The sequence below is a fragment of the Pseudomonas sp. RAC1 genome, from assembly GCF_030658255.1.
GTDB lineage: Bacteria > Pseudomonadota > Gammaproteobacteria > Pseudomonadales > Pseudomonadaceae > Aquipseudomonas > Aquipseudomonas boreofloridensis.
In genome coordinates this window covers 110,899-135,660 of sequence record NZ_JAUTXS020000024.1, presented here as the reverse complement: position 1 = coordinate 135,660, position 24,762 = coordinate 110,899, and the positions used below count along the sequence as shown (strand labels likewise).

The 24,762-nt window shown below is 60.0% G+C and carries 25 protein-coding genes and 3 pseudogenes; 23 read left to right on the top strand and 5 right to left on the bottom strand.

What is annotated here, in order from left to right; translation table 11 throughout:
- Positions 1-137 precede the first annotated feature (137 nt).
- From Q7C30_RS07105 to Q7C30_RS07085, 5 genes and pseudogenes are all read right to left on the bottom strand, one after another.
- Positions 138-422 (bottom strand): annotated as a pseudogene (locus tag Q7C30_RS07105) (transposase); the annotation flags it as partial.
- 18 nt (positions 423-440) lie between these two features.
- Complete coding sequence (gene tnpB / locus Q7C30_RS07100; RefSeq protein ID WP_054913089.1) at positions 441-800, bottom strand: IS66 family insertion sequence element accessory protein TnpB; 360 nt, start codon at positions 798-800, stop codon at positions 441-443.
- 372 nt (positions 801-1,172) lie between these two features.
- Entirely contained in the window at positions 1,173-2,039 is an 867-nt protein-coding gene (locus Q7C30_RS07095) for a hypothetical protein (protein ID WP_317871096.1), read from the bottom strand.
- Positions 2,039-3,721, bottom strand: coding sequence for a hypothetical protein (locus tag Q7C30_RS07090; RefSeq protein ID WP_317871095.1), 1,683 nt, complete (start codon positions 3,719-3,721; stop codon positions 2,039-2,041). Before Q7C30_RS07090 ends, Q7C30_RS07095 begins: the two co-directional genes overlap by 1 nt.
- Complete coding sequence (locus Q7C30_RS07085; RefSeq protein WP_317871094.1) at positions 3,691-4,962, bottom strand: N-6 DNA methylase; 1,272 nt, start codon at positions 4,960-4,962, stop codon at positions 3,691-3,693. Before Q7C30_RS07085 ends, Q7C30_RS07090 begins: the two co-directional genes overlap by 31 nt.
- 545 nt (positions 4,963-5,507) lie before the next feature.
- Here Q7C30_RS07085 and Q7C30_RS07080 point away from each other — a divergent pair.
- The 23 genes and pseudogenes from Q7C30_RS07080 (at position 5,508) to recA (ending at position 24,760) form a co-directional block, all read left to right on the top strand.
- Positions 5,508-6,251: an XRE family transcriptional regulator gene (locus tag Q7C30_RS07080; RefSeq protein WP_080754755.1), complete on the top strand. Its 744-nt coding sequence runs from the start codon at positions 5,508-5,510 to the stop codon at positions 6,249-6,251.
- A 536-nt stretch (positions 6,252-6,787) separates the two neighbouring features.
- Positions 6,788-7,111, top strand: a complete 324-nt coding sequence (locus tag Q7C30_RS07075; RefSeq protein WP_039579545.1) for a phage holin family protein — start codon at positions 6,788-6,790, stop codon at positions 7,109-7,111.
- Positions 7,112-7,122: 11 nt separating this feature from the next.
- On the top strand, positions 7,123-7,620 hold the full coding sequence (locus Q7C30_RS07070) for a hypothetical protein (RefSeq protein WP_317871093.1): 498 nt from the start codon (positions 7,123-7,125) through the stop codon (positions 7,618-7,620).
- Positions 7,617-8,177, top strand: a complete 561-nt coding sequence (locus Q7C30_RS07065; RefSeq protein WP_039579543.1) for a phage baseplate assembly protein V — start codon at positions 7,617-7,619, stop codon at positions 8,175-8,177. Before Q7C30_RS07070 ends, Q7C30_RS07065 begins: the two co-directional genes overlap by 4 nt.
- An 86-nt stretch (positions 8,178-8,263) precedes the next feature.
- Positions 8,264-8,590 (top strand): GPW/gp25 family protein, encoded by a 327-nt coding sequence (locus Q7C30_RS07060; RefSeq protein ID WP_029613450.1) that lies wholly within the window; start codon positions 8,264-8,266, stop codon positions 8,588-8,590.
- The gene (locus Q7C30_RS07055; protein WP_317871092.1) at positions 8,587-9,468 is read left to right on the top strand and encodes a baseplate J/gp47 family protein; all 882 of its coding nucleotides are present in this window, start codon (positions 8,587-8,589) and stop codon (positions 9,466-9,468) included. Before Q7C30_RS07060 ends, Q7C30_RS07055 begins: the two co-directional genes overlap by 4 nt.
- A gap of 1 nt (position 9,469) precedes the next feature.
- Positions 9,470-10,078, top strand: coding sequence for a phage tail protein I (locus tag Q7C30_RS07050; RefSeq protein ID WP_039579538.1), 609 nt, complete (start codon positions 9,470-9,472; stop codon positions 10,076-10,078).
- Positions 10,071-10,823 (top strand): annotated as a pseudogene (locus Q7C30_RS07045) (phage tail protein); the annotation flags it as partial. The gene Q7C30_RS07050 and the pseudogene Q7C30_RS07045, both read left to right, overlap by 8 nt.
- A gap of 42 nt (positions 10,824-10,865) precedes the next feature.
- Positions 10,866-14,054, top strand: a complete 3,189-nt coding sequence (locus tag Q7C30_RS07040) for a tail fiber protein (protein ID WP_317871098.1) — start codon at positions 10,866-10,868, stop codon at positions 14,052-14,054.
- An 8-nt stretch (positions 14,055-14,062) separates the two neighbouring features.
- Complete coding sequence (locus tag Q7C30_RS07035; RefSeq protein WP_317871091.1) at positions 14,063-14,794, top strand: tail fiber assembly protein; 732 nt, start codon at positions 14,063-14,065, stop codon at positions 14,792-14,794.
- 87 nt (positions 14,795-14,881) lie between these two features.
- Positions 14,882-16,048 (top strand): phage tail sheath family protein, encoded by a 1,167-nt coding sequence (locus tag Q7C30_RS07030; RefSeq protein ID WP_039579537.1) that lies wholly within the window; start codon positions 14,882-14,884, stop codon positions 16,046-16,048.
- Positions 16,049-16,061: 13 nt separating this feature from the next.
- Positions 16,062-16,571, top strand: coding sequence for a phage major tail tube protein (locus tag Q7C30_RS07025; protein ID WP_029613455.1), 510 nt, complete (start codon positions 16,062-16,064; stop codon positions 16,569-16,571).
- A 10-nt stretch (positions 16,572-16,581) separates the two neighbouring features.
- Positions 16,582-16,884, top strand: a complete 303-nt coding sequence (locus tag Q7C30_RS07020; RefSeq protein WP_039579535.1) for a phage tail assembly protein — start codon at positions 16,582-16,584, stop codon at positions 16,882-16,884.
- A 757-nt stretch (positions 16,885-17,641) separates the two neighbouring features.
- Positions 17,642-19,234, top strand: coding sequence for a hypothetical protein (locus Q7C30_RS07015; RefSeq protein WP_317871090.1), 1,593 nt, complete (start codon positions 17,642-17,644; stop codon positions 19,232-19,234).
- Positions 19,235-19,249: 15 nt separating this feature from the next.
- Positions 19,250-20,095: a phage tail protein gene (locus Q7C30_RS07010; protein ID WP_116888799.1), complete on the top strand. Its 846-nt coding sequence runs from the start codon at positions 19,250-19,252 to the stop codon at positions 20,093-20,095.
- Positions 20,070-20,276, top strand: a complete 207-nt coding sequence (locus Q7C30_RS07005; protein WP_029613458.1) for a tail protein X — start codon at positions 20,070-20,072, stop codon at positions 20,274-20,276. The genes Q7C30_RS07010 and Q7C30_RS07005 overlap by 26 nt, the downstream gene beginning before the upstream one ends.
- A gap of 34 nt (positions 20,277-20,310) precedes the next feature.
- Positions 20,311-21,345, top strand: coding sequence for a contractile injection system protein, VgrG/Pvc8 family (locus Q7C30_RS07000; protein WP_317871089.1), 1,035 nt, complete (start codon positions 20,311-20,313; stop codon positions 21,343-21,345).
- Between the two features lie 32 nt (positions 21,346-21,377).
- A pseudogene (locus Q7C30_RS06995) lies at positions 21,378-21,521 on the top strand (Com family DNA-binding transcriptional regulator); the annotation flags it as partial.
- 52 nt (positions 21,522-21,573) lie between these two features.
- Entirely contained in the window at positions 21,574-21,930 is a 357-nt protein-coding gene (locus tag Q7C30_RS06990) for a hypothetical protein (RefSeq protein ID WP_029613460.1), read from the top strand.
- A 73-nt stretch (positions 21,931-22,003) separates the two neighbouring features.
- Positions 22,004-22,552 (top strand): glycoside hydrolase family 19 protein, encoded by a 549-nt coding sequence (locus Q7C30_RS06985; RefSeq protein WP_039579527.1) that lies wholly within the window; start codon positions 22,004-22,006, stop codon positions 22,550-22,552.
- Positions 22,553-22,584: 32 nt separating this feature from the next.
- On the top strand, positions 22,585-23,046 hold the full coding sequence (locus Q7C30_RS06980) for a lysis system i-spanin subunit Rz (protein ID WP_317871097.1): 462 nt from the start codon (positions 22,585-22,587) through the stop codon (positions 23,044-23,046).
- Positions 23,047-23,104: 58 nt separating this feature from the next.
- On the top strand, positions 23,105-23,587 hold the full coding sequence (locus Q7C30_RS06975; protein ID WP_317871088.1) for a CinA family protein: 483 nt from the start codon (positions 23,105-23,107) through the stop codon (positions 23,585-23,587).
- Between the two features lie 105 nt (positions 23,588-23,692).
- Positions 23,693-24,760 carry a recombinase RecA gene (gene recA, locus Q7C30_RS06970; protein ID WP_039579520.1) on the top strand — a complete coding sequence of 356 codons (1,068 nt, stop codon included), beginning with the start codon at positions 23,693-23,695 and terminating at the stop codon, positions 24,758-24,760.
- Positions 24,761-24,762 lie beyond the last annotated feature (2 nt).

Below are 24,762 nucleotides of genomic sequence, written 5' to 3'. Positions count from 1 at the left end.
TGCGCCACGTACTTGAGCGCCTGCCGTATGCATCGTCGGCGGCCGACTACGAAGCGCTTCTGCCGTGGAACTGCTCGCCAGAGATGCCACGGTAACCTGCTGCTCCATCATGTGATAGGTGGGGTTCATGGATCGCACTCGCGTTTACCACGGCGCTTGGTCGGTGCAACGACTTCTTCGTCGCCGGCCTCATCCAAGGGTTCTGCCAGGCTTTCCGCTTCGTCGAAGAGTGGCAACTGGGGCGTCGCCGCATCGCCTGTCTGCTCGGTCTTGCGCCCGAACAGGCGCTGGCGCAACAGCGCAACTTCCTCTTCGAGATGAACGATCCTGCCCTTGTCGCACGTGCGCTCGTTGATCATCTGCTCAAGCAGTTGCTTGAGCAGAGCAGGATCGTCAGGGAGGTCTTCGGGCATGGAAATCATGCCGCGGATTATACCGAATCAGGCGACGTATCGAGGCGTCAAAACCTGATGCGGACGGTTGCGCCAGAGGTCGAAGCCGTCGAGTAACCAGTTCAGTTCCTGAACGGTCAGTACGATGGCCACGTCAGTCGGATCGGGTGAGGTTTTGAACCGTTCGGAGTCCAGGCGTTTGAGCCAGAGGCAGAAGCCGTTGCGTTCCCAGTACAAGATCTTCACGCGGTTGCGCGGTTTGTTGAGGAAGACGAAAAGCACCGGGTCGAACACCGCCACTTTGATATCGAGTTCGACCAGCGCAGCCAGGCCATCGATGGACTTTCGGAAGTCGACGGGCTTGGGGTAGAGGTAAACTTTTTCGACTTTGGCGTCGGGTCGCATCATGGTCGGCGAGCTCCAGAAAGAAATCGGGAGCACAGCATCAGGGATCAGGTAAGCGCTTTGAATGTGGGGTTCATGGAGCGCTTACGTTATGTTTCCAGGAGCCTGTAATTCAAAGAAATGTCCCGTACTGACATTCATCAGCATTGTTATGGGGAATTAAGATTGCTTGTGCGCGTGTCGTCATTAACTAGAGGTGTGCGCGCTTGGTAAGACTTTTAAGGTATAACAGGGCGGGATTAAACTGCCCTGTTATATCTGAAAGACTAAGATGCTTTAGTATGAATTGAGATAGAAGCTCTAACGGTAATGATGGGGTGGCGATGCTTCACGAGGACGCTCTTGGTATTTATAGGTTTAAGAGGTGCTCTTGAACTATGGGGCTTGTATGCCGCGCCCAGCCTCTCCGGCTAAGTAACGTCTTCTTTGTTCGGTCAGTTGGATATAAAGGTCCTTCATGTCTAGTGTGTAACCACTTGAACTAACGCTGTCAGCAAAAATATCATAATAGGGTTTAAAAAGTTTTTTGTCTTTCGCATAGTTTCCTTGCCAGCACTGATCAGGAATTCTCGAAAGAAGTTCGTTAAAGATAAAGTTATTAATGGTTTTGACTAGGTTAGTGCAGATGGCTATCGCAGTCTGCAGGGATAAATAATCGAGAATGAGGGGCTTTTCTAAAAGACTGTAGTGGTCTTGAATACCAAGAGCAAATGCATTAGAGGCACCCAGCCGCCCAAATCTATGAACCGCACAATGTCTTAGGTGGCAAACTTTCACATATTCGTCAATGGAAGACTCCACATCGGTAGGAGTGTGGCCTTTTACTCCTAAACAATCTTTTATGGAGCTTAAAATGCTTTCTTTGCTAATGAATGAAACTCGCTCTAAGATTGCTTCTGGCATCATGTCTTTGTGTAAATGGATAGCTGCGCCAAAGCTAATATCTCTTTTGTATGACGCGTGTCTTGAAGCTTCGTCGCAAGAAATTATTTTTCTGAGTAATGTTCGCAGGTAGCTTTCGACTGCGGCTATCACACCCAGTAGTACAAGTTGCCCCTGTAACGGATCGAATTGAGATGGGTTTGGTGATAGTCTATTGATAGAGTGAAGCCTCTCAAGAAACTGATCAATAGGAGAGCTGTTTGGCTCCAAGTGATTATTGTCGAAGAGTATATGTGTAGTTAGCGGAGGCGCCGCTGGTACGGCGCATGTCACCAAACTGGATTTGAATGAGGTAGCCATTACGAAAGGAACTCCTCTACAGTCAGTTCAACCTTAATCACGATCTGCTCGGCGCGCCTGGGGCCAACATAATCAGCTTTCTGCAATTCGCTTGAGGCGTTCTGAGATGTCACTAGATCCGCAATAGTTCGAATTTTGGTCTTTTCGTGAATTCGAGCTATAAGGGTTCGACTTATGCCGGGCACTTCGCTCAGAGGTAGTTTCATGCACTCTTCAAAAAGGGATGAACCTACTAGCCTTTCACCACAACTATGGCAAAAAAGTTGAGAGTCATTGAATCTCTGTGTTCCGCACTTTTGGCATGGTGGTAGATCCAACTTCAAGTTAAGAAAGTCTTGGGCGTTAAGCAATGACTTGAAGTCTCGTCGAAGAGGATGTTTAGCGGGAGACATTTGCATAACATCTGAAAGCCCTCTTAGGGTATTCCTCTTGCCTTCTTTGAATGCCCCGGACTTGTACAGAAAGGCAATATGGGGTATATATCTATCGTAGGTGCGTTCTGGCCCATGCGAAACCGCCTGCAGAGGATATAGCATTCCAACCTCAATGAGGAATTTAATCATCCTTTCTGCTAGTGGAGAGGTCCCCTCATCTTGTTTTATGCCAAAAACAATATTTCTCTTGGAAAGGTCTTTGCTTTGCAGTGCTGAGGTTTCAGTGACGGCATTTGTGAAAAAAACTCTGCCGGTCTGAATTACCGACGAAAATTGTTTCAGTTTGAGCGATAATGAGTCGTACTCTGCGCCTATTAGGTCAACTTGGTGCTCAATGATTTTATTTACTTTGGATTGAGTGCTTCCAGAGTTTTCGGTAAAGTACTCGCGAAGCAGTCTTAAAAAGACTCTGGGTACTCCGAACGCCGCATATTTGAACAGTTCTAGTGTGTCGGGCGATATTTGTCTTTGCTGGTTGGAGTCTAGGCGCCTATTAGCAATCTCACCCATAATCGATGAATAAGATGAGTCTTCGACGGAGAGCCAGAGAGGCACCTCTTCAACTTCATGGGAGGCGTGAAAAGTTGGCCCATACTGGGTAGTCCCAGGATAGACAGATGCCTTAGGCGCGATTCCATCGACTTTGAGGACCCTGAATATCTCAAAGAAAGCTATGAGGTACTGGTCGGTGAGGCTAAGTGCCGCGTCGTCCAGCAGTAGCACTGCTCTAGATCGATTGAATCTTGCGGTCAATGATCGGATGGCCCTGATAGTATGGTCTACCGTAATATACTGGCCGTACGTCTCGTAGAGTTCGATCCCGGAACCGCGCTCCAGAAGAGATATCAAGTTCCTGAGTTTTTCTTCATCATAAATTGGGTCTTGCTCGGTTAAGAATGAATGGTCGCCACCAAGATCATCTATGTATTCAAATGCGCTTAATATAATCTTGGCTAATACCCATGAGTGAAAACGTTTCAGGGCGTCGGGTGTTTTTTTAAGTAATGGCTCTAAATGCAAGTATCTGTTAAAGCTGGAATATAGAGTCAGAGGATGATTCTTGTTTGTCAATGCATGTGAGTAGGTGAAGCGCATCAGGTGAGTTTTACCAGTGCCACGTGGTCCGACTAATAACTTAGCACCCGTAGCGAGCAGTTTTTGACGCGCCTTTTTTAGCACTTCACCCTCTGCAAGCGAGGTGCTAATTTCTTCTGAGGTTAATTGGTCTGCTCTTTCTTCGAATTCCATATGACATCCCTGTTTGCTAAGTGTATGGGGAATTTCAGTAATTGTTTTTTTGCTATTTGCTTAGCTGCAACTCCGTATGAATGAGCGGCAAGCCAATCTCTTCCGGATGGACTCGAAAGCTGGCGTAATACGGTGGCTCGAGCTTCGGGTGGGCAACGGATAATGTAAATGCAGTCACTTACGGGTATTCTTCCAGACCTAACTCCGATTACCTTTGTGTGTAGATTACGACCAACTCTCGATAATAAAATATCACCTGGTTGTGCAAATTTTATATTTCCAGCGCAATTGGATGGGTCGACAATTTCGAAGTCGGTCCATTGCCCAGCATCTTCAGTTCGTATATCAGTTATGTGAAGGACTCTGAATGCGCTTTTTTTAGATGTTGAGCTCGAGAGAGAGCCACGTTCTACAGTAGTCGCTATCTCCCCGAGTTCTAATGCGGGGTGAATATGATTATTCAACTTATAAAAGTGATAGCTGTGATCAAGGCGTTCGATGCCCTCGTGGATATTTATTTCTAATGAGGGGCTGAGAATTCCACTCTCTGAAAGCTTGTGTAAAGAAAGTGTTGATGTATGCTCTCTGTTTTTACGTATGATCAATATGCTTGCTAGTGCGTCAGTACCGTGAAAAGCCCCTCTAGGAAGTTGTATTACCTTACTGACCAAGTAATTCGACAAAAGCTCTTTTCTAAATTTCAAATATCTTTGTGCTGTAATGAGGCTATCGGGAAGGATTATCGCCAGCGTGGCGTTATGACTGACTATTCTTAAGTTTTGGGCTAGAAATAAAAGTCCAGCGTCGACATCGAGTGGAGAAGGTAGACAGTTTCCAAAGCCTGCCCCGTCTAAGATTTCCTTGAATTCATCACGCCATTGAGAAGTGATAAATGGAGGGTTGCAAACTGCTATATCTATTGGGTATGAGATCGAATTCAGGATGTCGGGCAAGTTTCTTGTCAGCGCGTCAATTGTGTAATGCTGATGACGATATGGCTCAACTGAATCTTTGGCTTTGTGGTGAGCAGCAGACTGCGGATCTATATCTACAGTCAAAATGTCAATTTTAGGCCAGCGGGACTTGACCGCCCCGCTCAATGAGCCTGATCCCGCTCCCAGGTCTAAAAGTCTTTGGGGAGATTCCAGATCGAGTTGGCTTACTAAGAATGAACTGATTTCGCTCTTAGTGTAGTAGCGGCCAAGAATGTCTGATCCAGAATTATTAATTAGAGTTAGCAAGAGATTTCTCTGGGTTTAGCGATTTACTTAAGCTGAAATTTACCATTTCCCAACTTTCTAAGAAAAGGCACTTTGGCGTCTCAATCCTTATCAATCTCCATATTGATTTCTATCATACGGACTAGGCGTCCCCACTCCGTTGATATGTGGCTGGTACGAAGAGCTTAGCCTGATGGCCCAAAGGGTAAATACGCATGATCCTCTATTGGGCCTCGGTTCGCCAGCGTTGATCGCATCCTGTCAAAGCGCAGCCTATTCTGACTACTGTGGGACAACATCCAAGCCTTCTCACGCCACTTCACGCCCAAGAGGCGCCTACGCTCGGTCGCACACGATGCACTCTAGCCTATGCACTCTGCGTCATTGACGCTTTTTCTATCTATACACCAGCATCATCGGGGTGTGTGCGGAGAGATCAGACATTCAGGGCCTTGGAGCAGTGGTCTGGTGGCTATTTCGAAACCGGCAATGGTACAGGCTTTTGTCGGCCACTGCAGGGCAGCAGGCTGAACATGCATTTGCATTTCTGGAAAAACCCGAGCATTATGCATTTTATGCAAAAGCGCAACGTAGCCTCAGTACTCAGAGCATTGCTCGATCGCCACGGCCTGTCCCCGACGGAGCTGCATCGGCGCACGGGCGTCCCTCAATCCACCTTGTCGCGGATTCTCAGCGAGAAAATCGTCGATCCGTCGGACAAGCACGTCTCGAGGATCGCCGAGTATTTCGGCGTGAGCACCGATCAATTGCGCGGTCGCCTGGAGCTGGGCGACTCCCGTGCTGCTGAGCCCCTCCAAGGCCATGCGGAATTGAGCGATATCAGCTTGTGGGACGATGAAACACCCGTCGAGGACGACGAGGTGTCCGTGCCCTTCCTTCGAGAGGTCGAATTGGCAGCAGGATCAGGAAGATTCGTGATAGAGGAAAGCGAGCGTGCCCGCTTGCGTTTCGGCAAGCGCAGTTTGCGCCACAACGGTGTGCAGTTCGACCAGGCCAAGTGTGTCACGGTGCGTGGCAACAGCATGCTACCGGTGCTGCGTGACGGCGCCACCGTCGGCGTCAACACGGGTAAATGCGCCATCGGCGATATCATCGATGGCGACCTGTATGCCATCAATCACAATGGTCAACTGCGGGTCAAACAGGTGTATCGCCTGCCGACCGGCATCCGCCTGCGCAGCTTCAACCGGGACGAGCATCCCGACGAGGATTACAGCTTCCAACAGATGCAGGACGAGCAGATCAGCTTGCTCGGCCACGTTTTCTGGTGGGGCATGTACGCACGCTGACTGTATATGGCTTCACTAAAACCCGCTTAGGCGGGTTTTTTCATGTCTGTTGAATGCCCATACCGACCGGCTGCGATGTCCTCACGCCCCCTCCGATGCAGCAGCCCTGCTTTCCCTCCTAGCGAAACCCCCTACAAGCCACAGCTCCCAAAGCTTTCATGCATATAAGCATTTCCCGGTGCAAAAATATTTTCAAAAATGCATTGACTGCATATGCATGGATGCATAACCTGTATCCCAAGCCGGTCAGTAACCGGTTGATACACAGGCAGCGATGAACAGGCCTTGACTGTTCAGAGGGTTGGCAACTGGCCCGGGTGTGCAGCGTAAAGCACCACGATCAGTTATCCGGCGGGCAGGCGGCCGCGGTCGGAGTCACCAATTTGAAGCGGAACCGCCCGGCGTCACCAGCTGTGGCCGGCGGTTCGACAACGCATTACTGAAGGGCCTGTGCCAACGGACCCTTTGGAATGCCGCGTGATACGGCAAGGGATCCGTCGGCAGTCGCCGACGGCCATTACACAGGAGACAGGACAGTGACGAGCGAGCAACAGACGTTACTGGAAATGCCGCTCTGGCTGGTAATCGTCCTGGCACTGCTGGGCGGTTTGTCCGGCGAGATGTGGCGGGCTGACAAAGCCGGTGCTCGCGGGTGGTCGCTGCTGCGGCGTCTGGCGTTGCGATCGGGGGCCTGCATGGTGTGCGGGGTCTCGACGGTGATGCTGCTGTACGCCAGCGGCATGTCGATCTGGAGCGCGAGCGCCTTCGGTTGCCTCACCGCCATGGCCGGTGCCGATGTCGCCATCGGCCTGTACGAGCGCTGGGCAGCCAAGCGCCTTGGCTTGAGGGAAGAGCAATAGGAGCAATGTTCATGAGCGAATTGGCCACGTTGCACGCGGCTTTGACTGCAACCATTCGAGAGGCGATTCCGGAACTGGCGTCGGTCGATACCTACACCGAAGCGGAAAAGGCACCGGCGTTGCCGTCACTGCGCCTCGGCATCGTGCGCATGGTCGCCGACTCAGCGCCCAGGGATGGTCGGTCGGTGCTGGTTACCACCTTCGAGGCGGACATCACCCCGGCTGCCTCGAACCCTCAGGCGCGTCTGCAGGGCAGCGTCCTGGCGGCGCAAGTGATGGACCTGTTGCGCCAGCAACTCTGGGGCCTGGAATTCGTCGAGCCGAGTCGCAACGTGCGGGCTTTCTTCGCAGGCTCAGGCTGGCGAGTACGATGGGACCAACCCGTGCTGCTCGGCGAGCTGCAATGGGATTGGCCCGATGAGCCGGCCGGTAGCCTCAAGCTGGGCTTCAGCCCTGACACCGGTAAAGGCAACGAGCCGCACTATTTCGTCCCGGAGGACCTGGCATGAGCTATGTGAGTGCCTTGCATGATCGCATGCTCGCCAGCCTGGTCATCCCGTGTCGAGTGGTGGCGGTTGACCTGGCTGCGGCCAGGGTCCGGGTGTCCGACGGCAGCGGTTGGACCAGCGCTTGGGTGCGCTGGCATGCCCAGGCCGCCGGTCAGGCCCGTCACTGGCGAGCGCCAAGCCTGGGCGAGCAGGGGGTTCTGCTCAGTCCCAGCGGCGAACCCGCCCAAGGAACGTTTTTCGCGGGCCTCTACGGCAACGCTGGCAATGCGCCGGACACCCGCGAGCATGCCGAAGTCTGGCGCTTCGCCGACGGTGGCTCGCTGATCTACGACTGGCAGGCCAAGCGCTACGACATCGACCTGCCCACCGGCACCGTCCGCATCAAGGTGGGCGCCAGCACCCTGGTACTGACGGACGGCGCCGTCACCCTCGACGCCGCCAACATCACCCTTACCGGCAAGGTCGCCATCAACGGCCCGCTGACCGTCAGTGCCGACATCCTCGGCGGCGCACGCATCATCGATACCGCCGGCAACACACCCAATCACAAACACTGAAACCCGCCCGCAACGCGGGCATTTCTATGCCAGGAGAATGCCATGGATGCCTATCAACGCGCCCAGGCTTTACCGGGAGGCGCCCCATGATCGGCCTGGACCGCCGCACCGGTCAGCCGCTGGCCGGTATCGCCCATCTGCGCCAGTCCATCGAGGACATCCTCACCACGCCCCTGGGCAGCCGGCGCATGCGCCCCGAATACGGCAGTCAGCTGCGTCGCTATGTCGACTTGCCGGTCAATGAAGGTTGGAAAAGTGCCGTTCAGGCCGAGGTCGCCCGCGCTTTGGGGCGCTGGGAGCCGCGCCTCAAGCTGGAGCGGGTCAAGGTCGTGGCGGTGCTCGATGGCCAGGTCAGCCTGGCGCTGAGCGGCCGCTACCTGGGCGATGAAGCCCTGGTGGAGGTGAGCGTATGAGTCAGGTCGACCTGTCGAAATTGCCGGCGCCGCAACTGCTCGAAGACCTGGACTTCGAGGCGCTCTACCAGGCGGACCTCGACACCTTCCGTGCACACATGGGCGATGACTGGACCGCGCCACTGGAGAGCGATCCGGTGACCAAGCTGCTCGAAGTCGGGGCCTACCGCAAACTGCTCAACCGCGCCCGTGTCAACGATGCCGCCAAGGCCTTGCTGCTGGCGTACGCCCAAGGCAGCGACCTCGATCAACTGGCCGCTAACGTCGCCCTGCAGCGCCTGGTGGTCCAGCCCGCCGACTCGACCAGTCTGCCACCCACCGAGGCCATTCTCGAGTCCGACGACGCCCTGCGCGAGCGGGTGCAACTGGTCTACGAGGGCCTCACCACTGCCGGTCCGCGCAACAGCTACATCCTCCACGCCCGTAACGCTTCGGGACGGGTCGCTGACGCGACCGCCGAAAGTCCGTCGCCGGCGGTGGTCGATGTCACGGTGTTGAGCATCGATGACCAGGGCGTGGCGACCCAGGCGCTGCTCGACGAAGTCAGTGCCTACCTCAATGACGATGACATCCGTCCGGTCGCTGACCGGGTCAATGTGCGTAGCGCCCAGGTGCTGCCGTATCGAATCAACGCGGTGCTGCACATGGCCGACAGCGGTCCGGAATATGAGGCCATCCTCAGCGAGTGCCAACGCCGCTTGCAGGCCTGGGTCAACCCTCGCCGTCGGCTGGGCGTCGAGGTAGCCCGCTCGGGCATCGATGCGCAATTGCACATCGACGGCGTCAGCCGGGTCGAGCTGATCGACTGGACCGACATTCGCCCCAGCAAGGCTCAGGCAGCGTGGTGCACCGGTTTCGATCTCAAGCGCGGAGGCTGATATGAACAGCCTCCTGCCCCTGAATCGCACACCGCTGGAGCGGGCTCTGGAACGCGCGAGCGACGAGGACCTGAAAGTCACCCTGCGCCAGTTGTACAACCCCGACACCTGCCCGGCGCATCTGCTTTACCAATTGGCCTGGGCCTGGTCGGTGGACCGCTGGGACGACAGTTGGAGCGAGGCGATCAAGCGTTCGGTGATCCGCTCCACCTTCTTCGTCCACGCCCACAAGGGCACCCTCGGCGCCCTCCGGCGAGTGGTCGAGCCATTCGGTTACCTCATCGAGGTGCAGGAGTGGTGGCAGGCCAAGCCTGCCGGCGTGCCGGGCACCTTCGCGCTGAAGGTCGGCGTTGCCGACGCCGGTATCAGCGAACGGACCTACAACGAGCTGTCGGCGCTGATCGACGACGCGCGCCCGGTCAGTCGGCACTTGATCGGGCTGGTGATCAGCCTGGAGAGCAAGGGCGCGTTGTACTTGGGCTGCGCGTTGCAGGACGGCGACGAGCTCGACATCTATCCACCTGCGGCTCGCGATATCGACATCGTCGGCACTATCGGCCGCGGCGGCCGCGAACACATCATCGATACCTTGGACATTGCACATGGTTGATCAGAATTCCCAGTTCTACGCCATCCTCACCAACGTGGGCGCGGCGAAGCAGGCCAACGCGGATGCCTTGGGCATCCCATGGACCATCACTCACATGGGCGTAGGCGATGCCAACGGCACCGACCCCACGCCCAATGCCACCCAGACCAAGCTGATCAACGAGTGGCGCCGGGCGCCACTGAATCAGCTCAAGGTGGACGACAAGAACAGCGCGATCATCGTGGCCGAACAGGTCATCCCGGCCGAAGTCGGTGGCAAATGGATCCGCGAGATCGGCTTGTACGATGCCAATGGCGATATGGTCGCCGTGGCCAACTGCGCGCCGACCTACAAACCGCTGCTCAGTCAGGGTTCTGGCCGTACCCAGGTGGTGCGAATGAGTCTGGTGGTGAGCAGCGCCAGCAACGTGCAGTTGAAAATCGACCCGGCAGTGGTGCTGGCGACCCGCGAGTGGGTCACCGAGGAACTGGCCCGCCAGGACTTCAAGCATTCGGTGCTGGTCGCTACCACAACCGGCATCAACCTGACGGGCCTGCAGATCATTGACGGCGTGGCCCTTACGGCGGGCGCTCGAGTGCTGGTCAAGAACCAGGTCTCGGCCAAGGAAAACGGCATCTACACGGTGGTGGCGGGGGCCTGGAAGCGAGCCCCTGACGCCGACAGCAGCGCCAAGGTCACCCCTGGGCTTCTGGTGTTGGTGGAGTCGGGAACGGTCAACGGCGATAGCGCCTGGCAACTGGTGACCGATGCGCCGATCACACTTGGCGTGACCGCCCTGTCATTCGATATGGCGTTTGGTCGCACCGGCATCGCGGTGGGTACCTACCGCAGCGTACAAGTGGACAAGTACGGGCGTGTGGTCGCGGCCACCAATCCCACGACGGCCAGCGGTTATGGGCTGACCGACGTCTATACCAAATCGGAAACCTATAACCGTAGCGAAATTGCCAAAGCCATTCTCGATGCAGTCACCAGTGCTGTGAACGGACTGGTCGATTCCGCGCCTGGTGCTCTGGACACCCTCAAAGAGCTGGCCGCTGCCATTGGCAACGACCCGAACTTTGCCACGAGCATGGTCAACGAGTTGGCGAAGAAGGCCCCGCTGCTGTCGCCCAAGTTCACCGGCGCACCGGAAGCGCCCACGCCCTCGGCGAGTAGCACGGGTCTGCAAGTCGCCAACATGAGCGCTCTGGCAACTGCTATCGCGGCTTCGTCTCGACAGTTCAAGACGGCCGTGATCGGACTGAGCACCAACACCACGCTGACCGCGGCGCAGATGGGCAACGCCGTACAGTTCAATTCCGGTGCCTTGACCCTGACCTTGCCGGCACTGGCTGACGTAGGCAATGGGGCGTCGGTGATGTTGCGCAACCCATCGGCGACCGCGACGCAGACCATCGTGGTGGCGTCATCCGGCTCGATTGTGGACGGCGGTAGCACCAGCGGGTCGCTTGCATTGAAACCCTTCGAGTGGGCGGAACTGGCTTCGTCCGGCAGTGCGTGGTTCGTGGTAGGGCGCGGGAAGTTGAAGGAAGTGGCGCAGATCGACTCGCCGTCGTTCAGCGGATCGCCCACCGCGCCGACGCTCGGTGCCACAGATGTCTCCAATGGTTTGGCGACGATGTCGGCCGCGCGCTCCATCTTGGCCTACTTCGGGCTTGGCTCTACGGAGCCTGGCAAAGGCTTGCCGGGCTCGGTTGCAGACGTGGCGAAGTTACCGGCGGGTAACTACTACTACCCGCCGGCCATCTCGCCCTACGGCGACTTCGCGTTCGTGCAGCGCATGGTGTTCGCTGGCAACAAGGGCTTCGAGATCGGCAACATCCCCTACACGGATCGGTTCCTGGGGCGTGCCAGCAATCAGGACGGGACCTGGCGCGATCCAGTGGAGCTCGCCAGGAAAGACAGTCCGGCCTTCACCGGCACGCCCACGGCGCCCACCCAGCCGCTCGGTAACAATACCGACAGGTTGGCCACCATGGCCGCGCTGTTCCAGGCGGTGAATACCTACAAGCGCAACTATACCGGCAACGTTATGCAGGTCGGAGCGAACATCACGCTCCAAGGTACGCAGACTGGTTATGCCTTCAACGTCACGGCGCCGGTGACCATCACGCTGCCCAGCGCAGAAGAGGCCGGGGCGGGTGGCACGTTCGTCATCCGCAACGTCAGCCCTGGTGTCGTCACCATCACTACTGCGATCAGCCAATTGTTCGAGCGCAACAGCGGCGCATCGTCGATGACCATGCAACCGGGCGAATGGCTCGAACTGCAGGCCTCGCGTAGCAGCTACGTGGTCAATCAACGCGGCATCCTCGACGAAATCGGAAAAACCGTGGCCGATGCACTGGCGGCCGTCGGGTTGGGCACTCAAGTCGCGCCGTTGTGTGGCGACTGTAATGCACAAGCCACCAGTGGCTTCTTCTTCGTCAGCTCCAGCCAGACGACCAACCTGCCGTTTCAGAGCAACGGTTTCCTGCTGCAATGCCCTTGGAACGGCAACTCTGCGGCGCTGCAGATCTATGCGGCTGCTTCGGTCGACAAGTTGATGTACCGCACCAAGTCTTCCGGGGCTTGGCGTGCATGGAAAGAGCTCCCGTCACTGGACGGTGTGCTCGGTGCGATCAACAACAACTCGCGCAGTTTCCGTACGCAAGCGGCCGTTGGTATTTCAGCCAACATCACGCTGAACACCTCGACCCACTTGGGCGCATTGTTCCAGTTCAACGCCGACGCCCTCACGGCTACGTTACCGTCCTCGGCGAGCGTGCCAGACGGTTCCGTCGTGACGTTGCGTAACCCTCGCGTCAGCACTCAAACCCTGGCCGTCTCGGCAGGGGCGATTGTCGAAGAGGGGGTCGCCGCCGCGAAGATGACGCTACGGGCCTATGAGTGGGCAGAGTTCACGTCTTCGGCAACAGAGTGGTTCGTGAGCGCCCGCGGCAAGCTCAAGGAAGCGGCCACGGTCGAGTACGTCCAGGACATCTACGCCCCGCTGAAAGATCCGGTGTTCAGCGGCAAGCCGAGCGTGCCGACGCAGAAAGCCAACGATGCCTCCAAGAGCGTGGCCAATACCGAGTATGTCGAGCAGGCCAAGCGTAGTTTTTCAGGACCGGTACTGGGGCTCAGTTCCAGCATGACCTTGAGCGCTGCGCAGTCGGGGCGGCTGTATCAGGCCAATGCGAACAACCTGACGGTCACGCTGCCGGCGCCGGCCGATGCACCCGCCGGTACCACATACGCGTTTCGCAATCCCAGCGGCGGAACGCTCTCGATCACTACCACCAGCGGCACCATCGCGGCCGGCGTTGCACTGACCACACTGGTGCTGCAAAGCGGTGAGTATGTCGAGATGGTCAACAACACCAGCACCGGCTGGTTCGTGTCCAGTCGGGGGAAGTTGGCCGAGATGCCAACGGTCGACGCGATGAAAGCGGCAGATGCTGCGGCCATCGCGACAGCGGCGCCGCCCGGCCAGGTCGCATTTTTTGCGCGCAGCGCGCCGCCTGCGGGCTGGCTCAAGCGTAACGGAGCAGCCTACTCGCGCACCGCCTATGCCGACCTGTTCGCGGTGATCGGGACCAGCTTCGGCGCCGGCGACGGCTCGACCACCTTCAATGTGCCGGACGACCGGGAACTGATCGATCGCGCGTGGACCGATGGCCTCAACGCGGCCGATGCGGGACGGGCATTGTTCTCGACCCAGGCGGGGCAGAACCAGGCGCATACCCACACGGGCACCACCAACAGCGCCGGTGCGCACCAGCACACCACGCAGTTCATCCGTGAGCGGATCGGTTCGGGCTTCGTGGAGGAGGGTGGGAACGCTGTGTTGGGTGATCAGCTGAGCGACGGCATTCAAACGATGACGTCCTCAGTCAGTGGTGCGCATGCACACACCCTCAGCATTAGCAGCACCGGTGGCAATGAGACGCGCATGGCTAACCGGGCCTACCTGGCCTGTATCAAGTATTGAGGTGATGTATGAGTGACGAAGTAAGCGGCCAGCAGGCGCCGCAAGCACCGCAGGAGCACGACGAGCTGGCGGCGCAATCGGATTCGTCCGGCCCTGCCAAGACTTTGCCCTGGTGGCAATTGGCGGGTGTCGAAGCCCCCAAGGTCTGTAATGTGCACCGTGATACCGGCGAGTACGTCGGCCTCGGCGAGGCGGACCCCAGTCCGCTGGAGCCGGGCGTCTGGGTACTACCGGCCTGCAGCTACCGACTCGAGGCGCCAGTGTTCGAAGCGGGCTTCGCTGCCCTGATCAATCGCGACGGCACCGGCTGGGAGCGCGTCGCTGACCATCGCGGCGCCACGGTGTACAGCACCGGCACCGGTGAGTCCCAACAATGGCAGGCCTTGGGCGATCTGCCCCAGGGCTACACCCTGCAGGCGCCGACAACGGCGTTCGACACTTGGGAGGGCGAGCAGTGGGTGCCGGATGAGGCCGCTATGGCCGAGGCGGCTCGACGCAGTGCCTACTTCAAGCAATCGCTGGCCAGCCAGTACGCCACTTCACGCATCAACACGCTGCAGGATGCCGTGGATCTGGGTATGGCCACCGACAGCGAAACCGACGCGCTCAAAGCGTGGAAGGTCTATCGCGTAAAACTAGGGCGTCTGGACATCAACGTCAGCGTTCCGGCTGACGACGAATGGCCAAACAGCCCCAATGATCAAGCGCTGGTCGCCTGGCTGGCCTCGCAAACCGAATGAACGCCCCGCACTGCCGGGGCGTTTTCTTTCCTGCTGTACCACTAGGGCCCCGCATGCGGGGCTTTCTCTTATCTGGAGATTAGTTCTATGAGTGGATTTTTCCACGGCGTCACCGTCACCAACGTCGACACCGGCGCCCGCAACATCGCCCTGCCGTCGTCCTCGATCATCGGCCTGGTCGACACCTTCACCGAAGGAGCCGGCGTCTCGGCCAAGGCCAACGACCTGGTGCTCATCACCAGCGAACGCGAAGCGGTCGCCGCCTTCGGCGCCGATGCGGCAATCACCAAGGCCTGCCGCGCCATCTACAGCCGCGCCAAGGCGGTGATCGTCGCCTGTGGCGTGGCCAAGCTCGACGACTCGGCCGAACAGACCGCCGCCGTCATCGGCAGCGTGCTGGCCGATGGCAAGCGTACTGGCCTGCAGGCCCTGCTCGACGGCAAGAGCCGGTTCAACGCCCAGCCCCGTTTGCTGGTCGCCCCCAAGCACAGCGCCACCCAGGCGGTCGGTACCGCGCTGGTGGCCTTGGCCGACAAGCTGCGTGGCATCGCCATCATCGACGGTCCGGCGACCACCGATGAAGCGGCCGTGGCTTACGCCAAGAACTTCGGTGCCAAGCGTGCCTTCCTGGTCGATCCAGGCGTGCGTTACTTCGACACCGCCGCCGAGGCCACGGTCGATGCGCCGAGCTCGGCGTGGGTCGCGGGCCTGTTCGCCTGGACCGACCGCGAGTACGGATTCTGGGCCTCGCCGTCGAACAAGGAGCTGGTCGGCATCACCGGCACCACCCGTCCGGTGGAGTTCCTCGATGGCGATGACAGCTGCCGCGCCAACCTGCTGAACAACGCCAACATCGCCACCATCATCCGCGACGACGGCTTCCGTCTGTGGGGCAACCGCACCCTGTCCAGTGATCCGAAGTGGGCCTTCGTCACCCGCGTGCGCACCCTGGACATCGTCATGGACGCGATCCTCTACGGCCACAAATGGGCCGTCGACCGCTCCATCACCGCCACCTACGTCAAGGACGTCACCGAGGGCCTGCAGGCCTTCATGCGCGACCTGAAGAACCAGGGCGCGATCATCAACTTCGAGGTCTTCGCCGACCCGGAGCTGAACACCGCCGGCCAACTTGAGCAGGGCAAGGTGTACTGGAACATCCGCTTCACCGACGTCCCGCCTGCCGAAAACCCCAATTTCCGCGTCGAAGTCACCAACCAGTGGCTGACCGAAGTCCTCGATACCGCCGCTTAAGGAGCGCATCTACATGGCAATGATTCCCGAAACCCTGGCCAACCTGAACCTGTTCGTCGACGGTGTGAGCTTCCAGGGCGATGTCCCCAGCCTGACCCTGCCCAAGCTCACCCTGAAGATGGAAGAGCACCGTCCCGGTGGCATGGACATGCCGGTCCACATGGACCAGGGCATGGAAAAGCAAGAGGCGGCCTTCACCACCACCGGCGTGCGCCGCGAGTCGCTGAAGTTCTTCGGCCTGGCCGACGGCACCGCGTTCAACGGCACTTTCCGCGGTGCCTTCAAGGGACTGAAGGGCCAGATCAACCCGGTCATCGTCACCCTGCGCGGTTCGCTCAAGGAAATCGACATGGGCGACTGGAAGTCCGGCGACAAGGCCGAGATCAAGCACAGCGTCGCGCTGACCTACTACAAGCTGGAGGTCGACGGTCGCCTGGTCTACGAGATCGATGCCCTGGGCATGAAGCGGGTCATCGACGGCGTCGATCAACTGGCGGCGCAGCGTGCTGCGCTGGGCCTGTAAGGAGCGCCGGATGACTGAGCAGACTACGCAGCCGTCCTGGCTGCACCTGACCGCCGAGCGCGTCACCGTGCGCCTGTCGCGTCCCAGCGAGGCCAACGGCGTGCAGGTCGACAGCCTGTCGCTGCGCGCCCCGACGGTGCGTGACATGCGCAACGCCCAGGCTGGCGGTGCCAAGGATGACGAGCAGCGCGAACTGAACCTGTTCGCGTCGTTGGCCGAGGTCGGCATCAAGGACCTCGAGGGCCTGACGCTGAAGGACTACGGTCGCTTGCAGGCCGGGTACTTTCGCCTGGTGCAGGACGACGCGGTTTGACCCTGCCCGGCAGAAGGCTGCCGCCAGGCGGCTGGCCAAGGAGCTGAACTTTTCCGCAAGCGAAATCATGGCCATGTCGTTCAGCGACATGGCCTGGTGGCTGTCGGATTGAGAGGAATACTGCATGGCGAAACAACCAGAGATTGTTCTGGGGGAGGCCTACGCATCCCGTTCGGCCTCCCCGAATGCGTTCGAGGCCTACCGCGCCAGGTTTGCTGATCACTGGGCGTCTTACGATTATGCGCCTGTGCAGGCATCCCCGGTTGCGGGGCAGTGGCATCCCCCTTGGAGCGCGATGGGGGACACCCACGCGTCTGGACCCGCATCAACCGCTGCGCAGGGGGGCTACAGGCCGGCGTTTTCCGGCCTCGGTGCACCTTATGCTGCTGCGTCCTTCCCGGACGGCAAAGCGCATCCCAGTGTCCCTGGAATGGGCAGCCCGACTGCCTCGGTTGCTAACGTCAATTCAGGTGTCGAGGGGGCGGTACCAAAGGGCGCCGTTGTTCTTGCGCCGACCGTGGTTACCGCTGAACCTGAGCCAAGAGTCCGGCCCTCCAGATCGCGAAGCAGGGCTAAGCGGGCCAACCGAAGCGCACCGCGTCCGGTGAAATCCGCAGTTGTAGTTGCGCAGTCACCCCGGACTGCCGGAGGCGAGACGGTTTCGAGGTCACCGGTCGCCGCAGTCGAGCCCTCCCGTGTACACAGGGCGCTTGAGGAAGCCAGAGGTGCACGATCCGGTACGGCTCTGGACATCGCATTGAAGGGTACTTTCACTACCTTGAATGCCAAGACGCCCGAGCAACAGGTTGCCGGCTATATCAGCGCGTTCGGAGCGCCTTTGGCAGGGCTGCTAGGCAAGGCGGCAGGCGCGTTCCTGTTCAAGCGGACTGCTGGCAAGGTAGCGTCGGAGGTAGGCGGTATCGGTCTCAGCATGGCCGCCGACAAAGCAGGGCCGGTCATCGGCAAAGCACTGATGGCTACGCCCGCCGTGGGAGCAAGCAACACCGATTCTTCGCCACAGGTCGAGGCTGCCCCGCCGCAGGTCGATCCGTACTCGAAGATGATGCACACCATCAAGGATGCGGTCGCCACGACTGGCGTTGTCGCCAGCGGCGCAGCGCTCTGGGAGTCGGCCAAGCAACGTCTCTGGCGTGGGCCGCTGCCCTCACTCACTTCCGCACTGAGCAAGGGGCTGGCTTACAATCCTGTGACCTGGCTGGCCGTTGAAGGGGCTGCCAAGTGGGCGTACACCGCCGCGACCGCCAAAACGGCCGAGGAGCGCGGTGCCGGTTATGGTGGCGCAGTGGGCGGTGTGTTGTTGGGCGCCGGAGCAGGGGCGGCGCTCACCTGGATGGGCTTGCCTCAAGCCGCACCGATGGGCGTGATGATTGGTAATTTCCTAGGCGACCAACTCGGTTCGGCCATCGGTGGCTACATTGGCGCGACGTTCTTTTCATCCGAGGCAGAAGCTGCAAAAGGCGCTGATGAGCCAGCGGCGTCACCGCCACAAGCGATTTCGCTACAACCGCAGGACGCCTCAGCGCTTGTGACCGAGGGTCCTGAACCCGTGATGGCCAGCACCACCGAACAGCGCGCCCAGTCGATCGTCACGCCCGACAGACCGCTCTGGCCGCCCAGGATCCCCAGCCCTTCGCTCGTACCGGGCATCGCACCCTTGCCACCACTCGACATTCAGATTCCCGGTCACGCGGCGGCAGGCACCCAGCCCCGGCCCGTCCAACCCCGTCAGAAACCGTCAAGGCCGGCTTCTACGGTGGGGCTACCGAAGATTGAGGCGCAGGCCTCTGAGGCGGCAGCAAGGGGTGGAATGGACAAAGCCGGCGGGTCGTCAGAGCCAACGCCGGTCCGACTAAAACCTGTCGTTTCGCTGGGACGTGTCGTCGACCAGCCGTCTTCCCACGCGCCTCGCCAGGCGCCGAATGCCACGCGCGATCAGCGACCTGCCGAATCGTCTTCCAGCGCAGTGGGCAACCCGACATGGCCACCGACCCTGCCCGGCATATCGACCATGCCAGGCATCGCGCCAGTACCGATGCGCTTCCCGCTGTCGGTGAGTCTGCAACGACCGGCGGCGCAGGTCACGGTGCCCGCAACCAGCAGCAGGCTGCCCGAAGACATTTCGCCGCCGCCCATCGCCGTCAATGCGACTGCGCAGGCCGTGGTCAGTCAGCCACTCAATTTCACCACCCACATCCCCATCACGGTGCAAGGCCCGGCCGTTGACCACGACCAGTTGACGCTGGACCTGGAAGCGGCCGTGCGCAGCGTGCTGGAGAAACGGCAAAGGGCCGAGGAGGCCCGCTTGGCGGATCCTCTGCGAGGCTTTTGAACGGGAGCGACATTCATGACCTACCTGGAGCAGTTGCAAGGTGCACTGCACGCCCTGGTCAAGGCGGGCGAGGAGGGTCGCCGGCGTGCCGGTGCCATGCTCGATCCGATGGATCAGGCGGTGGACCACGTTAAGCAGGCGGCAAGCGAACTCGAAGCCTTGCCTTGGGTTGGGCCGGCTATTGGCAAGCGCCTGCAGCGCACGATGCGCGCCCTCGACTCGGCGCACGGGCGAGTGAACAAAGTGATCGCCCGCTATGACAAGACGGTCGATGAGGTGCGCAAGGTCCAGGCACGCATCGACACCTTCTCAGAGCACTTGGGCAAGGCGGGGGCGGCGATCCGCAAAGTGGTCGGCGACGTTCGTGCCGTCGGCCGCGGGGTACTGGCCGCGTTCGGTTTTGCGCCACTCACCACCCCGGCCGCCGAGGCGGTCAAACCCTTTCCTCATCTGTTGGTGCTGCAGCCACTCAAGCCCAATGCAGCGCCTTATTACTTCAACCTCGACACCGCCGCGTTCGACCAACTGCGCCGGCAGACCCGTTTCCGCTGGGCTGCGCAGGAGCGTTTGAGTCGTGACAGCGCCCAGCAGGCCGTCGCCCAAGGCGAGGAAACCATCAGCATCCGGGGGGCGATTTTTCCCTCCTTCAAAGGTGGCCTGGGCCAGTTGCAGACCCTGCGCAGCATCGGTCGGCAGTTGCTGCCGTTGAGCCTGACCACCGGTTACGGCGAGGTGCTCGGCAACTGGTGCCTGACCAGCATCGACGAAGACCAGAGCAACCTGCTGGCCGGTGGCATTCCACGCAAACAGGGTTTCTCACTGGAGTTCACACGCTATGGCGAAGATCTGCAAAACGTCTGACGGCGATCTGCTCGACACCCTCTGCCAGCACTATTACGGCCATCTGCAGGGCACGGTGGAAGCCGTGCTGCAGGCCAATCAAGGACTGGCGGACGTCCCCCAACCGCTGCCTGCCGAGGTGGTCATCCTGCTGCCGGACCTACCGACCTCCATGGCCAGCGCCGTGCAGCTTTGGGACTGAGTGCCCCTGTTTTTTCGCAATGGAGACCTGAATCATGAGACCCGTCTTCAGCATCCGCGCCGACGGCCAGGACATCACCGCGCTGATCAACGACCGTCTACTGTCGCTGCGTACCACCGACAAGCCGGGGCTGGACTCCGACGACTTCGAATTGCGCATCGACGCCCGTGACGGCGCCTTGGCCCTGCCGTCACGTGGCGCGGTGCTGGAGGTGCGCCTGGGTTATACCGGTCAGCCACTAACCTTGCTCGGCCGCTTCACGGTCGATGAGGTGGAGCTGTCCGGTCCGCCGGACACCCTCGTCATTCGCGGCAAGGCCAGCGACCTGTGCGGCAGTGGCAGGACCATTCGCAGTGGCAGTTGGGAGAATGTCTCGTTGCAGCGCATCGTCGCCGAGATCGGTGCGCGCAACGGCTGGCAGTCCATCTGCCCAGTCACGCGGGTGATACCGCGGGTCGACCAGTTTCGCGAGTCGGACTTCAACTTCATTACCCGACTGGCTCGCCAGTACGACAGCACCGCCAAGCTTGCCAACGGCCAGTTGCTGGTGCTGCCGCGCCAAAGCGGCCAGAGCGCCAGCGGCCAGGCGTTGGGGGTGGTGACGCTCAAGCGCAGCGAGGTCAGCCAGTGGCAGTTTCGCCTGGACGACAAGGCTTCGCGCAAGGCGGTGCGGACCTGTCACCAGAGTCCGGCCAGCGGCGCCCGCGAGGTGGTCGAGTTGGTTAACGACAACACTTCGGGCAGCGCCCGGCCGGTGCACATGGACCGTCATCTGTATCCCAACCGCGCCGCTGCCGAGCAGGCCGCGCGTGCGCACCTGGCCAGCTTCAACCGCGATACGGCCCATGTGCGTCTGGACATGCCAGGGCGCACCGACCTGTTCGTCGAGCGCAGCCTCGATATCAGCGGTTTCGTCGACGGCCTCGATGGCCAGTACCTGATCGATTCGGTCGAGCAGGTGTTCACCCCGTCGGGCTGGCGCACCTCCGTGCAGTGCAATGGTGGCAAGACCGGCAAGGCTGCAAGCAAAGGCCATCGACCCCGCGAGGCCGGCTCGCTCAAGGCGTGAGCCGGTCCAATCCATCCGCAAAGGAGCCGCCGATGTTCGTCGACTTTCGCTGCGGCCAGTGCAAGAAGCTGCTGGCGCGCATTACCCCCGCTTCCGAGCTCCAGATCAAATGCGGTCGCTGCCGCACCTTGAATCATGTGAAAGCCTCGTGCTTCGAGCCTTCGCCTTCGAGCGATCACTTGGCGGAGATGTCCGCCGATCCCACTGATAGCAATGGAGAATGTCATCATGTCGCTCACCGCACAGGAAATTCAGGACTGCAAGGCGCTGGTCACCAGCATTTGGGGGGCCAGCGTGGCCAATAACCTCGACTACAACGAGGAGGTGGTGGAAGTGGTGCGTACCACCGTCGAGCAGATCAGCCTTTGTTCGCAACGGCTGGCCGAGCTCTTCTCCAACTTGATCGTCGTTGTCGGCGGCGTCGCCGCCGCCGTGTACTCACGGATGTGGATGCTCAAGGAAGCGCAACGGATTGCCGATCTCATCGATGATCTGAGCCAGGCCAACCTCCAGGCCCGCGCCTGCATCGCGCAGGCAGCGGCGACCTATCGCTCGCCGTTGGAAATGGCCTCGCTGGGCATCTGACCCGACGCCTTCAATCAGTCTCTGAAACCGCCCAGGCATTGCCTGGGCTTTTTTCGTGATACGGAGGTGGCGCATGCTCACCGAGACGCAACTCACTCAGATTTTTCCCCTGGCCGGCCAACGTGCCGGCCTGTTCATCGATCCGCTCAACGCCGCCATGGCGCACTGGCAGATCGATCATCCCAAGCGTATGGCCGCCTTCCTGGCTCAGATCGGCCATGAGTCAGGGCAACTGCGCTACGTCAGGGAGTTGGGCAGTGATGCCTATCTGTCGCGTTACGACACCGGTGCGCTGGCGCTGCGCCTGGGTAATACGCCACAGGCCGATGGCGACGGTCAGTTGTACCGTGGCCGAGGTCTGATCCAGGTGACCGGTCGCAACAACTACCAGGCCTGCAGTCGTGCGCTGTTCGGCGACGAGCGCCTGCTGGCGCAGCCGCAACTGCTCGAGCAACCACGCTGGGCCTGCGAATCAGCGGCGTGGTTCTGGCAGTCGCGAGGGCTCAATGCCCTGGCTGACCAGGGTGAGTTCAACCGCATTACCCGACATATCAACGGCGGCCTGAATGGCCTAGACGAGCGCCTCAAGCTCTGGGCCCGTGCCCGGGAGGTGCTGTGCTGAGCCGCTGGCAGGTTGCCGTGTGCGCCGTGCTGATGCTGACGGCGGCCACCTTGGCCTGGCAGGTGCAGGGCTGGCGCTGCGAGCGATTGCTGGCCGAGTCCGAGCAGTTGCAGGCGCAGCAGCGGGTCGAGCAGGCCGAGGTGCTGCATGCCCAACTGCGTCGCGAGCAGGAACAGCGCCTGGGGCTCGAGGCCCGCCTGAGCGACAGTGAATCCAGACATTTCCAGGAATTGACCGATGCCCAACGCAATCAAGCTCGCCTGCGTGACCGCCTTGCTACTGCCGATCTGCGCCTGTCGGTCCTGGTCGAGCGCGACACCGCCTGCACCCCAGTGCCCGCCACCACCGGCGCCGGCGGCGTGGATCATGGCGCCGTACGCGCCCGACTTGACCCGGCGCATGCTCGACGAATTATCGCCATCACCGACGACGGCGACCGCGGACTGATCGCCCTGCGTGCCTGTCAGGCCTACATTCGCGCGCTGGCACCTTGAACACTTGCCTGGGCGGGCGAGGGTGGTAGGGTAGTGCGCTGTCACCCAGGAGCCTGTCATGGACCCCATCACCGTTCTTTCTGCACGCCTGGGCGAGCACCTGAGCCGTCTTGAGGCACAGGTGAGCACCGCCGAATCCTGCACCGGCGGTGGCATCGCCGAGGCCATTACCCGCGTGTCCGGCAGTTCGGTCTGGTTCGAAGCCGGATATGTGACCTACTCCAATGCTCAGAAAACGCGCCAGCTTGGCGTGCCGCCGCCGCTGTTCGAGCAGGTCGGTGCGGTCAGCCAGGAAGTGGTCGAGGCCATGGTCCGTGGCGCGCAGGCCGCTAGCGGTGCACGTTTCGCCGTGGCCGTCAGTGGTATTGCAGGACCGGGCGGCGGCTCGCCGCTCAAGCCTGTGGGTACCGTATGGTTGGCTTGGGCCGATGGCGCGCGCGTCGTCAGCGAGCGCCGCCAGTTCGACGGCGACCGCGAAGCGGTGCGGCGGCAAACGGTACTGGCCGCGTTAGACGGCTTGTTACAGCTTGGCGGGGAGTAAATCGCTGGACGGGGGTAGGCGGAAAGAATTCCCTGTGGAATAATACTGGCTACTTATACAGGTATTCCCGGCCATCAGGGCCAAGTCGAACACGTGAGGATTTCAATGGACGACAACAAGAAGCGCGCCTTGGCTGCGGCCCTGGGTCAAATCGAACGCCAATTCGGCAAGGGTGCGGTCATGCGCATGGGCGACCACGAGCGCCAAGCGATTCCCGCCATCTCCACCGGCTCCCTGGGGCTGGACATCGCCCTCGGCATTGGCGGCCTGCCAAAGGGCCGGATCGTCGAGATCTACGGTCCGGAGTCCTCGGGTAAGACCACACTGACGCTGTCGGTCATTGCCGAAGCTCAGAGAAGTGGTGCCACCTGCGCCTTCGTCGATGCCGAGCACGCCCTTGATCCCGAGTACGCTGGCAAGCTGGGCGTTAACGTCGACGATCTGCTGGTCTCCCAGCCAGACACTGGCGAGCAGGCCCTGGAAATCACCGACATGCTGGTGCGCTCCAACGCCGTTGACGTGATCATCGTCGACTCCGTGGCGGCCCTGGTGCCCAAGGCTGAAATCGAAGGCGAGATGGGTGACATGCACGTCGGCTTGCAGGCCCGTTTGATGTCCCAAGCGCTGCGCAAGATCACCGGTAACATCAAGAACGCCAACTGCCTGGTCATCTTCATCAACCAGATCCGTATGAAGATCGGCGTGATGTTCGGTAGCCCGGAAACCACCACCGGTGGTAACGCGCTGAAGTTCTACGCCTCCGTACGTCTGGACATCCGCCGCACCGGCGCGGTGAAGGAAGGCGACGAAGTGGTCGGTAGCGAGACCCGCGTCAAAGTGGTCAAGAACAAGGTCTCACCACCGTTCCGTCAGGCCGAGTTCCAGATTCTCTACGGGAAGGGTATCTACCGTAATGGTGAGATCATCGACCTGGGCGTTTCTCAAGGCTTGGTCGAAAAATCCGGTGCCTGGTACAGCTACCAAGGCAACAAGATCGGTCAGGGCAAGGCCAATGCTGCCAAGTACCTGCAAGAAAACCCAGCCATCGGTGCTGAAATCGAGAAGCAGATTCGCGACAAGCTGCTCAATGCTGGCGCGGTAGCTGCTGCTGGCAAGACTGCAGCCGCCCAGGCAGATGCCAGCGACGTAGCCGATGCAGACGCCGGTTACTGATC

Excerpts from the sequence above, each read along its gene's own strand:
- tnpB (WP_054913089.1), bottom strand. The coding sequence starts at position 800 with ATGATGCGACCCGACGCCAAAGTCGAAAAAGTTTACCTCTACCCCAAG.
- Q7C30_RS07095 (WP_317871096.1), bottom strand. The coding sequence starts at position 2,039 with ATGGCTACCTCATTCAAATCCAGTTTGGTGACATGCGCCGTACCAGCG.
- Q7C30_RS07090 (WP_317871095.1), bottom strand. The coding sequence starts at position 3,721 with ATGGAATTCGAAGAAAGAGCAGACCAATTAACCTCAGAAGAAATTAGC.
- Q7C30_RS07080 (WP_080754755.1), top strand. The coding sequence starts at position 5,508 with ATGCATTTTATGCAAAAGCGCAACGTAGCCTCAGTACTCAGAGCATTG.
- Q7C30_RS07070 (WP_317871093.1), top strand. The coding sequence starts at position 7,123 with ATGAGCGAATTGGCCACGTTGCACGCGGCTTTGACTGCAACCATTCGA.
- Q7C30_RS07065 (WP_039579543.1), top strand. The coding sequence starts at position 7,617 with ATGAGCTATGTGAGTGCCTTGCATGATCGCATGCTCGCCAGCCTGGTC.
- Q7C30_RS07060 (WP_029613450.1), top strand. The coding sequence starts at position 8,264 with ATGATCGGCCTGGACCGCCGCACCGGTCAGCCGCTGGCCGGTATCGCC.
- Q7C30_RS07055 (WP_317871092.1), top strand. The coding sequence starts at position 8,587 with ATGAGTCAGGTCGACCTGTCGAAATTGCCGGCGCCGCAACTGCTCGAA.
- Q7C30_RS07050 (WP_039579538.1), top strand. The coding sequence starts at position 9,470 with ATGAACAGCCTCCTGCCCCTGAATCGCACACCGCTGGAGCGGGCTCTG.
- Q7C30_RS07040 (WP_317871098.1), top strand. The coding sequence starts at position 10,866 with ATGGCGTTTGGTCGCACCGGCATCGCGGTGGGTACCTACCGCAGCGTA.
- Q7C30_RS07035 (WP_317871091.1), top strand. The coding sequence starts at position 14,063 with ATGAGTGACGAAGTAAGCGGCCAGCAGGCGCCGCAAGCACCGCAGGAG.
- Q7C30_RS07030 (WP_039579537.1), top strand. The coding sequence starts at position 14,882 with ATGAGTGGATTTTTCCACGGCGTCACCGTCACCAACGTCGACACCGGC.
- Q7C30_RS07025 (WP_029613455.1), top strand. The coding sequence starts at position 16,062 with ATGGCAATGATTCCCGAAACCCTGGCCAACCTGAACCTGTTCGTCGAC.
- Q7C30_RS07020 (WP_039579535.1), top strand. The coding sequence starts at position 16,582 with ATGACTGAGCAGACTACGCAGCCGTCCTGGCTGCACCTGACCGCCGAG.
- Q7C30_RS07010 (WP_116888799.1), top strand. The coding sequence starts at position 19,250 with ATGACCTACCTGGAGCAGTTGCAAGGTGCACTGCACGCCCTGGTCAAG.
- Q7C30_RS07005 (WP_029613458.1), top strand. The coding sequence starts at position 20,070 with ATGGCGAAGATCTGCAAAACGTCTGACGGCGATCTGCTCGACACCCTC.
- Q7C30_RS07000 (WP_317871089.1), top strand. The coding sequence starts at position 20,311 with ATGAGACCCGTCTTCAGCATCCGCGCCGACGGCCAGGACATCACCGCG.
- Q7C30_RS06990 (WP_029613460.1), top strand. The coding sequence starts at position 21,574 with ATGTCGCTCACCGCACAGGAAATTCAGGACTGCAAGGCGCTGGTCACC.
- Q7C30_RS06985 (WP_039579527.1), top strand. The coding sequence starts at position 22,004 with ATGCTCACCGAGACGCAACTCACTCAGATTTTTCCCCTGGCCGGCCAA.
- Q7C30_RS06980 (WP_317871097.1), top strand. The coding sequence starts at position 22,585 with ATGCTGACGGCGGCCACCTTGGCCTGGCAGGTGCAGGGCTGGCGCTGC.
- Q7C30_RS06975 (WP_317871088.1), top strand. The coding sequence starts at position 23,105 with ATGGACCCCATCACCGTTCTTTCTGCACGCCTGGGCGAGCACCTGAGC.
- recA (WP_039579520.1), top strand. The coding sequence starts at position 23,693 with ATGGACGACAACAAGAAGCGCGCCTTGGCTGCGGCCCTGGGTCAAATC.